Annotated in this window: 13 protein-coding genes; 2 read left to right on the top strand and 11 right to left on the bottom strand. The window is 40.6% G+C overall.

The window, feature by feature from the left end; translation table 11 throughout:
* Positions 1 to 332: 332 nt before the first annotated feature.
* Positions 333 to 1,826 (top strand): ribosomal protection-like ABC-F family protein, encoded by a 1,494-nt coding sequence (gene abc-f / locus JZO85_RS04365; protein ID WP_207107305.1) that lies wholly within the window; start codon positions 333 to 335, stop codon positions 1,824 to 1,826.
* A gap of 83 nt (positions 1,827 to 1,909) precedes the next feature.
* Here the strand turns inward: abc-f and JZO85_RS04360 are convergent, their stop codons facing one another.
* The 3 genes from JZO85_RS04360 to JZO85_RS04350 all read right to left on the bottom strand — a co-directional run bounded on the left by JZO85_RS04360 (position 1,910) and on the right by JZO85_RS04350 (position 6,104).
* Positions 1,910 to 2,608, bottom strand: coding sequence for a GntR family transcriptional regulator (locus tag JZO85_RS04360; protein WP_207107304.1), 699 nt, complete (start codon positions 2,606 to 2,608; stop codon positions 1,910 to 1,912).
* Positions 2,609 to 2,787: 179 nt separating this feature from the next.
* Entirely contained in the window at positions 2,788 to 5,190 is a 2,403-nt protein-coding gene (gene hypD / locus JZO85_RS04355) for a trans-4-hydroxy-L-proline dehydratase (protein WP_207107303.1), read from the bottom strand.
* Between the two features lie 134 nt (positions 5,191 to 5,324).
* Complete coding sequence (locus JZO85_RS04350; RefSeq protein WP_207107302.1) at positions 5,325 to 6,104, bottom strand: glycyl-radical enzyme activating protein; 780 nt, start codon at positions 6,102 to 6,104, stop codon at positions 5,325 to 5,327.
* Between the two features lie 176 nt (positions 6,105 to 6,280).
* Here JZO85_RS04350 and JZO85_RS04345 point away from each other — a divergent pair, with 176 nt between their 5' ends.
* Positions 6,281 to 6,823, top strand: coding sequence for a helix-turn-helix domain-containing protein (locus JZO85_RS04345; protein ID WP_207107301.1), 543 nt, complete (start codon positions 6,281 to 6,283; stop codon positions 6,821 to 6,823).
* A 114-nt stretch (positions 6,824 to 6,937) separates the two neighbouring features.
* Here the strand turns inward: JZO85_RS04345 and JZO85_RS04340 are convergent, their stop codons facing one another.
* From JZO85_RS04340 to JZO85_RS04305, 8 genes are all read right to left on the bottom strand, one after another.
* A complete protein-coding gene (locus JZO85_RS04340; protein WP_207107300.1) occupies positions 6,938 to 7,738 on the bottom strand; it encodes an N-formylglutamate amidohydrolase in 801 nt (266 codons plus the stop codon).
* Between the two features lie 117 nt (positions 7,739 to 7,855).
* Complete coding sequence (locus JZO85_RS04335) at positions 7,856 to 8,962, bottom strand: M42 family metallopeptidase (RefSeq protein ID WP_207107299.1); 1,107 nt, start codon at positions 8,960 to 8,962, stop codon at positions 7,856 to 7,858.
* Between the two features lie 15 nt (positions 8,963 to 8,977).
* A complete protein-coding gene (locus JZO85_RS04330; RefSeq protein ID WP_207107298.1) occupies positions 8,978 to 10,042 on the bottom strand; it encodes a M42 family metallopeptidase in 1,065 nt (354 codons plus the stop codon).
* Positions 10,043 to 10,072: 30 nt separating this feature from the next.
* Positions 10,073 to 10,594, bottom strand: coding sequence for a GrdB-related putative oxidoreductase (locus JZO85_RS04325; protein ID WP_207107297.1), 522 nt, complete (start codon positions 10,592 to 10,594; stop codon positions 10,073 to 10,075).
* A 12-nt stretch (positions 10,595 to 10,606) separates the two neighbouring features.
* The gene (locus tag JZO85_RS04320; RefSeq protein ID WP_207107296.1) at positions 10,607 to 11,947 is read right to left on the bottom strand and encodes a PTS sugar transporter subunit IIC; all 1,341 of its coding nucleotides are present in this window, start codon (positions 11,945 to 11,947) and stop codon (positions 10,607 to 10,609) included.
* Positions 11,948 to 11,972: 25 nt separating this feature from the next.
* Positions 11,973 to 12,302 (bottom strand): PTS sugar transporter subunit IIB, encoded by a 330-nt coding sequence (locus JZO85_RS04315; RefSeq protein WP_206919259.1) that lies wholly within the window; start codon positions 12,300 to 12,302, stop codon positions 11,973 to 11,975.
* Between the two features lie 18 nt (positions 12,303 to 12,320).
* Positions 12,321 to 13,274: a glycosylasparaginase gene (locus JZO85_RS04310; RefSeq protein WP_207107295.1), complete on the bottom strand. Its 954-nt coding sequence runs from the start codon at positions 13,272 to 13,274 to the stop codon at positions 12,321 to 12,323.
* A 389-nt stretch (positions 13,275 to 13,663) separates the two neighbouring features.
* The gene (locus JZO85_RS04305) at positions 13,664 to 14,182 is read right to left on the bottom strand and encodes a GNAT family N-acetyltransferase (RefSeq protein ID WP_207107294.1); all 519 of its coding nucleotides are present in this window, start codon (positions 14,180 to 14,182) and stop codon (positions 13,664 to 13,666) included.
* Between the last annotated feature and the right edge of the window lie 137 nt (positions 14,183 to 14,319).

The following is a 14,319-nucleotide window of genomic DNA, read 5'->3' as shown; positions in this document are numbered from 1 at the left end:
AAACTAAGCGAATGTTGGAAGCTGCAAACCGATCTTAAATTAACGAACGTTGATAGGATTAGTGTGCAGATTTTCAGGACTGGCTTAGGATTTCAAAGGGATGGTCTCTTTTTTCTGTCAATTATGCTTTTCATCGTTCGTTAAGCATGAATAGACAATAAAACTTTTTTTGAAAATAGCGAACAAGCGGTACCGTATGCAGACAAGATATGAGCTGTACGCCCTTCCTGCCTATCACTATTTGGAAAAAGACCCTTCACCTCCTAATCCTTTCCTGAAAATTGGTTAGGATTTTTTTGTTTCCATAGCGAAACGAACAGGGGGTATTTTTTATGTCTACAATTAAAATCACACATTTGACCTTTGGCTTTGACAAGCAGGTCGATTTACTATTTGAGGATGCCAATTTAACAATCGATAGCAGCTGGAAATTAGGCCTAGTCGGACGCAACGGCCGCGGGAAAACCACATTGCTGCAGCTCCTGCTGGGAAAATATGCGTATCAAGGAGAAATCCAATTTCCTCTGCAGCCGGTCTATTTTCCGGCTGCTGTAAACGAAACGGACCAGCTGACCTACTATGCGCTGCTGGAAATAGCTGATTTTGAGCTATGGGAATTGGAACGAGAAATGAACTTGATTCAACTGGACCCGCAGGTATTATGGCAGCCCTATCAGACACTTTCCGGCGGTGAACAAACGAAAGTCTTATTGGCGCTGCTCTTCACCCAAGCTGACTTTTTCCCGTTGATTGATGAACCAACCAACCATTTGGATTTACAGGGACGCCAGCATGTTGCGAACTATTTGCAGCACAAGGATGGCTTTATCGTCGTCAGCCACGATCGTCAATTTTTGAACCAAGTCACTGATCATACATTGGCGATTGAAAAAAGCCAGCTGGTGCTCTATCAAGGAAATTTCGCCACCTACGAAGAACAAAAAAAGCTGCGGGATGAATTTGAACTGGCACAGAATCAAAAAATCAAAAAGGAAGTCGGCCGGCTCAAAAAAACAGCGGCTGAAAAGGCGGAATGGTCTCGTTCTCGAGAAACAGAAAAATACGGAAAGCCATCCGAAAAAGGCAGCGGCGGTATTTTTGATACAGGCTTCATTGGCGCCCGCGCTGCTCGTACAATGAAACGTTCAAAAACGATCGAACAGCGGATGTATGATCAAATCGATGCCAAAGAAGGTCTTTTAAAGGACTTAGAGGATGTCGATCGGCTAACGATGAATTACCATCCAAGCAGACACGCACAATTATTGAAGCTGGAGAACTTGACGCTCCATTACCCAGACCAAAAGCCGCTCTTTGATCCTCTTTCATTTGAGTTAAAACGCGGGTCAATCGCTGCTTTGACCGGGCCGAATGGCATAGGAAAATCTAGTGTCCTGCATTATCTACTAGGTACTTTTGCTGGCGAGTCAGCCGGAGAGCTTCTTCGACCGAATGCGAAAATCAGCTATGTACGGCAAAACTACGAAAGCAATCGAGGAAATCTGCAGGATTTCGCCGAAAAAAATCAATTGGATTATTCAGCCTTTTTGAATAATCTGCGAAAATTAGGGATGGAACGAAATGTCTTCCAAAATCGAATCGAAGAAATGAGTATGGGGCAGCGGAAAAAAGTCGAACTAGCCAAATCCCTCGCTCAAGAAGCCGAGCTCTATATTTGGGATGAGCCGTTAAATTACCTCGATGTCTTCAATCAAAAGCAATTAGAGGATCTCTTACTACAGATCAAACCCACGATGCTGATCGTGGAACACGATCAAGCCTTCTTGGAAAATATTCACGCACAGCAAATCGCTTTAAAAAAATAAAATGAACCGTCCAAAAAGGACGGTTCGCTTTTTTTTTACTCACCATTCAAAACATTACGAACTTGGACATAAAAATTTTACTTTTAACAGTCCAAATAGAAATTCTTTTCTTCTGTAGGCAAAGTGGCCTTAACATACGCACGAATATGGTTATAAAACTCATGAACAACTGTTGGAAGATCATTTTTACTTAGAACTTCAACGAACGCTAAGTGTTCTTCTGATTTTCTTTCAAGGATCTCCTGAGAAGAAATATCTTCGTTTATTGCAATGAGTAATTGATAGTACAAATTCTCTAAAATACGTGCTCTTCTCACATTACCAGATAGCTCCCAAAGATATTTATGGAAGGTAAGATCTAGTGTATTAAATAAAAAGACTCTGTCCTCTTCAGTTTGACATGCCTGTTCATTATCCTTCATATCTAAAGCTATTTTGGTTAATCGTCGAAGATCCTCCTCCTTAAGTAGTTGTTTTCTCAAAATTTTATGCAATGTTTGTTTTTCTAATGATGTTCGAATTTCGAAGACCTCCATCATTTCAGCTGACCCCATCTCAATCACATGGTTGCCTTTTCGTGGAGAAAAGGTAACCAATCCTTGTTGGTTCAGTATCCGCATTGCTTCTCTTACCGGTGCTCGACTGATCATAAGTTCCTCTGAGATATCTGTCTCAATTAGTCGATCACCACTCTTTAAGGTTCCTGCCAAAATTCTATTTTTGACATATGATACAACCATATCGCTTAAGCTCTGTTTTTCATATCTATGTATACCTTCCATAAATGGCCCAGTCTCCTTTCGATTTATTCAATTAATTATATCAGAAACTTCTTTCCAAATCTTTTGAGGTTCAGGCTTTGAATATCTCAATCCTCTTCTCCGTAATATGCTTGATCTATGAACAATAAAAAAACCAGAGAAATTTCTCTGGTTTTTTTAGTCATTATTGAAATATGTGTTTAGCCGAAAGCTTGCTCGGTTCTGGAGATGATTTCATCCTGTAATGCTTTTTCCAGATTATTGAAGTAATCGCTATACCCTGCAACACGTACGATCAGATTTTCATATTCCTTCGGATGCTTTTGTGCTTTTAGCAATGTCTCGCGATTAATCACATTGAATTGGATATGGTGACCATCCAAGGCAAAATAGCTGCGAACGAGTGATGCCATATTAGTAATTCCAGCTTCTCCGGCAACCACGCTAGGTGTGAACTTCTGATTCAGCAACGCTCCGCCTGTTTTCGTTTGATCGATTTTTGATGCCGATTTGATCACTGCCGTTGGACCGTTGCGATCTGCACCTTTTTCTGGCGAAATACCATCTGGTAATGGAATTCCTTTGTGACGGCCGTTTGGCGACGCCTCCATTACCTGCCCAAAGTATACGTGGCAAGTTGTTGGCAGGAATTCGACAACTGTTTTCGAGCCTTTCGGTGTAGGCCGATCAGCAATGACATCTTGCAATGAAGCAGCTACATCGCGCAATAGGGTATCCGCGTATTCATCGTCATTTCCGTATTTAGGTGTTTCATTATACACGCGATCAAAGATTTCGTCATAGTTTTCAAAATCAGCTTCACAGGCATCAAGCAGCTCCTGCATCGTCATTGTTTTTTGTTCAAAGACATTGTGCTTGATCGCTGCCAATGAATCGGTGATCGTCGCAATTCCTACACACTGGATATAGCTAGTATTGTAACGTGCCCCGCCGGCATTATAATCCTTGCCGACTTTGATACAATCATCAGACATCACAGAAAGCAGCGGCACAGGCATGAATTCCATGTACATCCGTTCGATCATGTTGTTTCCTGCAACCTTCACATCTACCACGTATTGCAGCTCTTTATGGAACGCTTCGAAGATTTCTTCATAGGTTTTCATTTTCGTGAAATCGCCTACGTCGATCCCGACCTGTTTATCTGTGTAATGATCATAGCCGCGATTCATCGCCAGTTCAAAAACTTTCGGGATATTGAGATAACCAGTTAGTACATACGCTTCTTTTCCTGCTACACCAACCTCAACACAGCCTGAACAAATTCCGCTTTCTCTGGCATCATCGACGGATTTCCCGAGATAACTCAGCTCTGCTAAAATCGCCTCCGAGTTGTACATCGCCGGCTGTCCCCAGCCTTTGCGGGAGACCTTTAGAGCTTCGCGCAGGAATTTTTCAGGCGACTTACGAGAAATCTGCACATTCGAACTCGGCTGCAGCAGCTTCATTTCATCCATAACTTCCAAAATCAGATAGCTGACATCGCTCACCCCGCTTGTACCGTCAGGACGTAAAGCGCCCGTGTTCAAGTTACAGAAATCGGTATAGGTTGCACTTTCTTTCAAGGTGATTCCAACTTTTGGCGGTGCTGGCTGATTATTGAATTGAATCCAAAGATTTTCCAATAGCTCACGAGCTTCTTCGCGGGTCAAACGTCCTTCTTCGATGTCTTTTTCATAGAAAGGTTCTAAATGCTGATCTAATTTTCCTGGTGAATAGGCATCCCAGTTGTTCATCTCCACGGTTACACCGATATGAGTGAACCAGTACATCTGGATCGCTTGGCGGAAGGTTTGCGGCGCATGTTCTGGAACCACATCGCAGACCTCAGCTAAGTCCAGCAGCTCCTGTTTCCATTGCGGATCTGTCTCTGCTTCAGCTAAATCACGACATTGCTGCGCGTAACGTTTGCCGTAAATGATCATTCCTTCGCAGACCAGCTTCATTCCTTCTAATTCTTCGCGCTTATTCAACGCTTCCATATCATTGTTATAGTCTAGGTTATCGATTTCCTGCTGGATATCAGCTTTAAAATCAGCGAAGCCTTTTTGATACATTTTGCCGTCCGCAACCGTATGACCAGGTCCGCGCTGCATCAAGAACTCTGTATATAAGCCCGCATCGAACAACAAATGCCACTCTTCTGGCAACAGGCGATTCATTCGTGTCATCATGGCACGGTCATGCCAATAAGGGATGATAACTTCCTCTTGAATACGACGGTCTTCTTCACTCACACGGAAGAAAACCTTCTCGCGGTTGTGCATATTGTCGAAATCTTCCAAGGTGTGGCAACATAATTCAGGGAATGTTGGAGCCGCCCATGGCTTATCTCCCTTTTCTCCTAAAACTAGCGTTCCTTTTTCAATGTAGTTCGTCCGATTTTCCATGATATACTTGAAGGCACGTCCACGTAATACTGGAGCAGAAACTTTGCCTTCCCATTTTTTATACGCTTCTGTCAACAGGATCGCTCGTTCCATCGAAATACTAGGTGTACATTCCTTGTCGCTGATTTCCCGCAATCGTTTAATCCGTTCTGTGCTGCCTCTTCTTGTTGGTTCCAGTGTTAATTCCGCCATTGTTTTTCCTCCTTGTATTTAGGTATTTCCTTCTTATATAAAACATAATGCTGTACCGCGTCATCTAATTTAGTTAGAAATTTTGCTTCATTATAGGACTGACATCTTGTTTGTTCTCAATTGTTTTAGCAGCATTATCCGCCAATCGTCACTTGATAACCGGCGTCTTGATAAACCTTTTTGAGTCTTTCCACCTTTTCATCTGCTGGTTTGACAAAATTTTGAGTGCAGACACGCTTTAATCGTTCATATTTGTCACGACCAAAATCATGATAAGGCAGCAGTGAAATTTCACTCACATGAATTTTTTCCTTCGCCAGCCAATCGATGATCTCCTCTGCATCTACTTCTTCCGCGTTTATTTCGTCCAATAAAATCAAGCGTAAATTAATCTCTGCTTGCTGTTCCGACAAAAAACGTAAATTTTCTAATACCAGCTGATTGCCGGCTCCGGTATATAACTGATGATTATGTGAATCAATGAACTTTAAATCGTACAAAAACAAGTCCGTATAAGGTAGAATTCGGCGATAATTTTCCGTCGGCGCGACCCCGCAGGTATCAATGGCAACCGAGATGCCTAAACGTTGACATTCTTGAGCCAGCTCTACCACATAGTCCATGTTTTGCGCCATTACCTCACCGCCAGAAAACGTAACTCCGCCGCCTGATTGATCATAGAAAATTTGATCTGCCTGAATCTTTTTCACCAGCTCGCGGATGGAGTACTCTTCTCCAATCAGTTCTTCTTTGCCATATTTGTTCAACATAATTTCTGGTGCAAATACCTGACTTTCTGGATTGTGACACCATTCACATCTAATGGGACACCCTTTGAAAAAAATCGTCGTACGAATCCCTGGCCCATCATGGGTCGAAAACTTCTGTATATTAAAAATCGTAGGCTTTTTCACGTGCTTCCCTCCCGTCTTTAATTATAAAGTCCCCGCGCTGTAGTTGCAAGCGCTTTATTCATAATGGTGAATTTTTTTATTTTATTTTCTCTAAATAATTCACTTAAATGACGGTTAGGCATTTGGTCTTTTTTCAGGTATACTAAAATAATCAATTGATGTAAGGGGTTAAGCAGATGAATATTGGTGAAAAAGTGAAAATCCTGCGTAATGAACGGGGAATGACTCTGAAGCAGCTTTCTGAAGCCACAGGCTTGTCAACGGGTTTTTTGTCCCAATTTGAACGAGGCATCACGACCATCGCGGTCGAACACCTTTCAAATATCGCAGCTTTGTTTAATGTAAGAATCAACTACTTTTTTGAAGAGGAGCCTGAGATTGAGCCCATCGTTCGCGGCTATGATCAGCCAGTAATCCATAAATTAAACAATATAATCTACAAACAATTAAGCCGGACACCGCAGGATAAAAGGATCGCGCCAAAAATGATCGAGATCATGCCCCATGAAAAGCGTGAGCTGCCGACTACTTATCCGCATCAGGGAGAGGAATTTGTGTATGTTCTAGAGGGGATTTTAACTTTAGTGATCGAAGAAAAAACCTACCAGCTCTATCCCGGTGATTCGGCACACTATTTTTCCACGATCGATCATAACTGGGACAATCAAACAAGTAATGTTGTAAAATTTATTGTTGTTCATTATCCGAATGATTACTAAAAGCGCTCGATCAAAAATGATCGAACGCTTTTTAATTGGAGTCACAATCTTCAACAATCTATGTCTTCTACACTCTCTGGTAATACCGCTCCGCTGAACCTAACTCATTTAGAGTCATTCATGTTTTTTTGCTGGAAGTACTGCTAATAAATCTTCAAAAATCCTTTGAAGTCTAGCTTGTGCCTCGAAAAATAATTTTGGCTCGCAGCCTGTCAATTCTTCTTCGCCAAACGAACGCTGCTCAATGTAGCGATTATAGCGAATTTCTAATTGCAACGCCGCTACCTCCGCCTGCTGGCCGTAATGCCGTGTAATAAATCCCCCACTAAACGGATGATTATTCGAAACGCTATACCCTTCTTTTTCTAATAGTCCCGCCACTAACTCACGCAATCCAGCACTGGTCGTTCGATCTGCTTGATTACCGATCACAAAATCAGCTGGTTTGGTTTCATCGCCATTCGGATATTCCGCAAAGCTATGTAAATCAAATAAATAAACCTGTGAAAAATGCTGCTTTTTCTGATCAATCAATGCTTGCAGGGCTTGATGATACGGCCAATAATACTGAGTCAAACGTTGATTGATCGTTTGCTTTGATAATGGCTGCTCGTACAATGGGTTTCCAAAAGTATTTTGTTGATAAACCACCGTATCCTGATAATCCGCCCCAGACATTCGACTCTCTCGGTTCGGATCGACAGTATAGCGGTTGATATGATTTTCAATCACTGTGCAACCCTCTGCTACCAAAAAGTTATACAGCTCTGGTAAAAACCAATCGGTATTTGCTAAAACTGCCTCTTGCCGTAAGCTTTCTCGCATATCCTCTGGAATCCACGTTCCACTGTGAGGCAGGCTGATAATTATCGGATAATCATTTTTTCCTTCATTAAAGATAGTAAATGGCATCATTGGCAACCTGCTTTCATTTTGACTTTGCTCTGATTATACCCCTTCCAGTCTTTTAGCGGATAAAAAACTGACAAGGAAAAATATCCTTGCCAGTTTTATCTCCAACTTGTTTTTTCGTTAGTCCATTGTTATTCCAACAGAAGATTTCATTTGATTTAATCTATCCCAGTTCAATCTTCTACAAAATTCCGTGACTAATTTGATCGTTTGGATATAATCTTCTTTATGAATAATTAATCTTGGTGAATGCATGTATCTTGTAGGAATAGACAGCGTCATACTTACTACCCCGTCCATCATTTTGTGAATATTACAGGCATCCGTCCCGCCAACAGTCATAAAATCAAAGCGTACATCTAACGACAAATCATTGACAATTTCTTCCATCATCTGCACTAGTCCGTTATTACCAATAGTAAGTGAATCTAGCACTGAAAGAACTACACCCTCACCTAAAGCCATTCCTTTCTTATCAAAAGGAGTATCCGTCGCAGTCGTTACATCTAAAGCAATTGCCACATCTGGTTTTATCGTATGAACAGCCGTTCTGGCACCTCTGATCCCTACTTCTTCTTGAGTTGTAGCAGCAAAATAAATGTCTGCTTCGTAATCGCTCTGATTCATATTTTTTAAAACTTCTAGACCTACTCCTACACAGCATCGATCATCCCACGCTTTACCCATAAGATAGTTTGGATCATTCATTTCTCTAAAGTGCACATGAGGTGTAATCATATCCCCAATCGATATTCCTAGTTGTTCAACAGATTCCCTTGAGGGCATCCCTAAATCTAGATAAAGATCCATTGGTGGAATGACTCTTTCTTTTATTTCTGAAGACAATCCATGAGGAGCTCTCGATCCAACTATACCAATGAATTTTTCGTCGTTGATCGTGGTGATCGTCATTTCCTGCGCTGGCATCACATGCCCCCACCAACCGCCAACTGGCAAAAGATTGACATAGCCATCATCCGTGATACTTCTTACCATAAATCCCACTTCGTCCATGTGACTTGATAACATGATCTTCGGACCGCTTGTTTTACTTTTTCCGGTGCTTTTCAAGACAACTGAGCCTAAGTTATCATACTGAATTTCATCACTATATTCTTTCCCATAAGCAGTAACGATTCTGCTAACTTCTCTTTCCCTACCGCCTATGCCGTCGGCCTCAGACAATCGTTTTAATAAATCCAAATCGATTTCGTTGAAATTTAACATTCTTTTCTCCTCCAATCAACGATTTTCTTCTTTGAATTCTTGAATATTTTGAACAGTAAGCGAATTTAGAAAAAGCAATAATGCTTTTTTAGCAGCTTCATAATCTCTGATATCCATAATAGAAGAAGGGGTGTTCATATTCCTTATTGGAACATTCACGAAAAGAGTCGGAGTCCCTGTTCTCAATTTATTAATCCAAGCAGCATCGGAGCCTTCCATAGAGTAGTAATACTGATGAGGTAGATTATGCTTGATGCAGATATTTTTTAAAGTAGTTAATAATAATCGATTAGGCAATACAGTCGTATCATAAAAATTAATTAGCATGCCTTTGCCTAATTCCCCATTTTTTTCTTTTAAATCCATCTGATAATCAAATGCCTTGTTTGTATCTAGCACGATGCCCAAATCAGGCTTTACAAGATTCGTTGCTGTTTGAATTCCTCTGAAACCAACCTGTTCTTGAACTGTACACCCTACATATAAATCAAAATCAAATTCTTGGTCCTTAATCGCTCGCATTACTTCTATTCCCATTAGAGGTGCGTAACGCCCATCCCAATTTTTGCAATATATTCGTTTGCCATTTGAAGAAACTCGATTTTGACTTGTAAATGACAGGCGATCACCGAAAGCTAGATTATTCTCTAGGACTTCCTCTTTATTTTCAAATCCAAAGTCAACCAGAACCTCATTTGACTGATCCAGCACGGACCCAGACTTATCATGAGCCAGCAACGTACCGATGAACGTCTTGTCATTTCTCGTTTTTAGTTTGACTGAAGCTCCCAAAAGACTTGTCGCCTCAATATTTCCAAGCGCAAGTGCTCGGATGGTTCCATTTCCATTGATGCCCTTCAAAATGAAGCCTGATTCATCCATATGTCCGACGATCATCACGCGAGGAGCATCTGCTTTTTTACTTTTTTTCACTGCAAAAATAGATCCTAAATTATCATAAACAATACTGTCAGCTAATGATTCATATTCCGATTTTAAGGCAAGAGAAATAGCCCTTTCATCACCAGAAACACTATCGATCCCACTCAATTTTTTAAATAAGGTTTCATCTATAGACATCAATATTCCACTCTTTTCAACAGTTTGATATTAATAACAATTTTCCTTAACGAAATCATCAATTGGTTTGTTTGCTGCTTTTAGCGCACCCAGCTCTAATATCTTCTTCAAAGAATCGGTCAAGCCAATACCACCTTTTTTAGGCATTTTTACAATTGTTAAATCGGCTTTATGGGCATTGATCGCTTCCTCGCATTCGACAGACATAGCCGCGACTACTGGAATATTTAATTGATTCTCAATAGCATAGCCTACTTCTGAGCACAACAACCCATATTTTTCATAATTGAAGGCTGGTCCGCAAATTACAACATCAGGTGAAAGTTTTTTTGTCATTGCAACTAGCTTTCTTGTAACAGTCTCCTTGTTCTTTAGGTAGAAATCATCTCCGCAATACAACGTACCAATAATTTGTCCGTCCACTTCTGGTAGATATTTTTCAAACATGTTGGCTGAACCAATTGGCATTTTCTTTCCGCCTAATTCTAAATCGCCCTTTTCTTTTCCGCCAAACCCGGCTTGAATTTGATCGAATATCATTAAAATCTTCATCCTATTCCCCTTCTACAAATCATCAAATGACAAATCGTCAAATGAGATATCTTCTTCATCTTTTTGGCTGCTAGCTTCAGCTTCTTCCTTCAAATACTGCTTGTCCAAAGTCTTTATGAAAGGATAATAGATGAAGCACCCTAATGTTAGCAATGCAAATTGCCAGATAACTGCTATAACACTACCTGTAGATAAATATCCTGAGAAACCAATAGGGGTCGTCCATGGTAGAGCAACACCGTTCGTATACGGAATAATGCCAAGCTTAGTTATTGCAGTAGAAAGCAACAGGTTGATTGTTGGAGTCAAGATAAATGGAATAATAATGATAGGATTTAATACAATAGGTAACCCAAAAATAATTGGTTCATTAATCCCAAAAATACCTGGTACAAGCGAAAGCTTTCCTAATTTTTTGATTCGTTCAGACTTGCAAAAGAGAACCATGACAATCACTAAAGAAAGCGTACTTCCTCCACCACCATAATTAGTGAAAAAATTGGAGAATGGATCCGTAAAAATATTCGGCAATTCTTTTCCAGCTTGAAACGCGTTTAAATTCTCCATCGTCAACACTTTACTTATCGGAGCAAAGACCGAATTTGCAACAGCTGGACCATTGATCCCGAAGAACCAGAAGACTGTACAAGCTAATGAATAAATAATTTGCGCAAACAACGTATTTCCTGCACCTTTTAATGGTGTTTGCAGCAGTTCAAAAATGAAATTATGAACTGTTTCATAAGGTGTAAACTCAAAAGCAATTCGGATAAAGAAAAATAGCAGCATTACTACTCCACTTGGAATCAATGCTTCAAAAGATTTTGACACTGCTGGAGGAACGCCATCAGGCATTTTAATCGTCCAACCTCTTTTTGCTACAAAAGCGTAAATTAATACAGAAATAATCGCAACGACTAATGCTAAAAATATTCCGTTTGTTCCTAAATATTGTAAATCAATTGCTCCTAAAGGGTCAGCAAGACCAGTTACAGTCATTCTCATTGGTGTCAAGATTAGAAATCCAACTACAGCAACCGCTGCAGATTGAATCGGATCAACTTCTAGTTCACGTCCATAGGCATAGGCCGTACCTAAACAGGATAAAAAGCCGACCACATCGAAAACTGCACCTGAAACATTACTAAACCAAGAACTCCACTGATCACCTAAAATTCCTGTCCAGAAACTTTCCCAGCCAGGAATAGGAAAGTTGCTGAATAGCAAAAATAGTGAACCAACAATGATCAATGGTGTTGTAATTAAGAAACCATCTCTAATCGCTACTAATACTTTGTTCTTTCCCAGTTTCTCTGCCAAAGGCATCATAGTCTTTTCTAATGCGTTAAACATTTTATGTCCCCCTTTGAATTAATGATTATTGAGCTTTTTTCTTTTTTAAAGCAATAATTGCTTGTTTTAACACTTTTTCACCATTCATCACTCCGTAGTCTTCAGGGCTAATCATTAGAATAGGTGCCCCATACGATCCAAAGTTTTTTACTGTATCTTCATATAAATATTTAACTTGTGGGCCGAGCATAATAACATCCGGCTTTTTCTCATTGATTATTTGATTCAGAAGACCATGGGAGTATGCCGCAACTTCCATAGGCAAATCATGCTCATCCGCCACATTTTGCATTTTTTGAGCCAGCATACTTGTTGACATTCCTTGACTGCAGAATAAGTAAACCTTTTTCTTCATAATTTTTTCTCTCCTTTTTTATTCAATCGGTGCTTTAATCCGTTTTTCATAAGCGTCTAGCCAGTCTTGTGTGATCGGCTGAATATCCGTGGTATGATCTGGTCCCCTATTGGCGATGAAGACTTGTGCTGCTTCCAGATCGTTTCCGACACTGAAGGTAAATTCAACGTTTGTTGCTACCCCCCACTCGCCTTTGGTATTCATAGCAATCAATGAGAATGCTCCTGCTTTTCCATAGCGTGCCGTTAATTTATCGTGGAAATCATAAACGGCTTTGTCGCAGGCCGCCTGCGGCTTGATGCCTTCACCCATCAAGCGAACAATCTCATAGGAGAGACAGCCCTTCATCAAATCTTCCCCCAAGCCTGTTGCTGCTGCGCCGCCAATCTCACTATCGACATAAAAGCCTGATCCAGATAATGGCGAATCGCCAACACGACCTGGTTTTTTCATAAACAAACCAGAACTGGATGTTCCTGCTGTCATCGTGCCCCTCTGATCTAATGTGATCGCACCGACTGTATCGTGACCATCGTAAGGATTTAAATTATTTTCTTGAATCTCCTTCAAGCGTTTCTCCCAAATTTTATGGGCCCGCTTCGTCAGCATACTCTTTCTTTCAAAGCCCTCCAGCATCGAATACTTAGTAGCGCCCTCACCGACTCGAAAACTATTAAACTTGTCTTGACTCAGTTTTCGTGCAACAGAGATGGGATTTTTTACATCCGTGATTCCGGCTACCGCGCCGATTTCAAATGTATCGCCGTTCATGAAGGCCGCATCCATTTCCAAGATGCCCTCCGCGTTTGGCAAGCCGCCAAAACCAACTGATTTATAGTAAGGATAATCCTCTACGGTCTTGATCAATGTCTCTACCGCATCGCCAGCTCCCTCTTTCTTTTCTAATATTCGCAGTGCTTCTACTACACCATCATGCGCCATACGCCAGGTGGCAATCGCTCCCCACGCCATCGTCGTGCTCCTTCCCGTTACCGTTTACATTTTAAAAATCTGACCTCATTATAAATAGTATATACTGTTTTGTATATACTAAATTCGGAATTTTTTTATCTTTTTTAGCGTTTTCTAAGCGAAACGAGAACAAACTAAAAAAGCGATACTCTGCCGTAGCGGAAATATCACTTTGGAAATAGGGAGCTGTGAGATTATTTTAGAATGCCTTACCGCAACATTCAGCAAGGAACTCGTCAGAACATTTAGAGAATAAAAAAACTACGGCCCTCATCAAGCAGAGCCGCAATTCTTTAGGCAAATTATCAGAATGAAGCAACAAAATCAAGTGAAATATCTATAACTATGAATTTCTACTTTTCCACCCATTTCTTGTAAATAATCGAAGCTTATATCATCAAGCCCATTACATATAAATGATAGTATTGACCGTCAATCAATGTAGTGTTCTTCAGTTCTCCTTCGATTTGGAAACCAAATTTTTTATACAATTCCACTGCCATGCTATTGTCTTTTCTAGTATCTAGCTGAATTTTGGTAGTAATACCGTTTGTTTTCGACCAATCTAAAAGACGTCGGATCAATTCACTGCCTATACCTTGTCCCTGAAATTTTTCCGTAACGACAATCCCAAGTTCTCCACAATGTCTTGCTTTAACTTTATGACTGGATGTAATCGTCCCAATACCTACAATCTGATTGTCTGCTACTGCTAAAAACATAACAGAATTCGGTTGTTGCTCCGTACTGATAATGCTCGCCTTTTGCATATCCACATCTAGCGGATACTCATTTTCTGTGAAACTCAAATAGGTCGTTTCCCCACCGACACGATTATAGAAAGCTACAATTTCCTCGGCATCTTCCACCACCGGATTTCGGTAAACAACAGCATCATTTAAACTCATCTTATCCTTCTTTCCGAATACATATTCTAGAAAACGCATTCATTCTTTGCTAAAGAAATTGTATGCCCGCCTAAAACGAATGTCAAGGCGCCAACCCAAAGCGCATAGCTATCTGACAATCAAACTTTGGGGACAGT

This window comes from Candidatus Enterococcus murrayae, assembly GCF_017315985.1.
Classification (GTDB): Bacteria; Bacillota; Bacilli; order Lactobacillales; family Enterococcaceae; genus Enterococcus_A; species Enterococcus_A murrayae.
The sequence above is the reverse complement of the archived record's forward strand: the minus strand, read 5'-3'. Positions and strand labels throughout refer to the sequence as shown.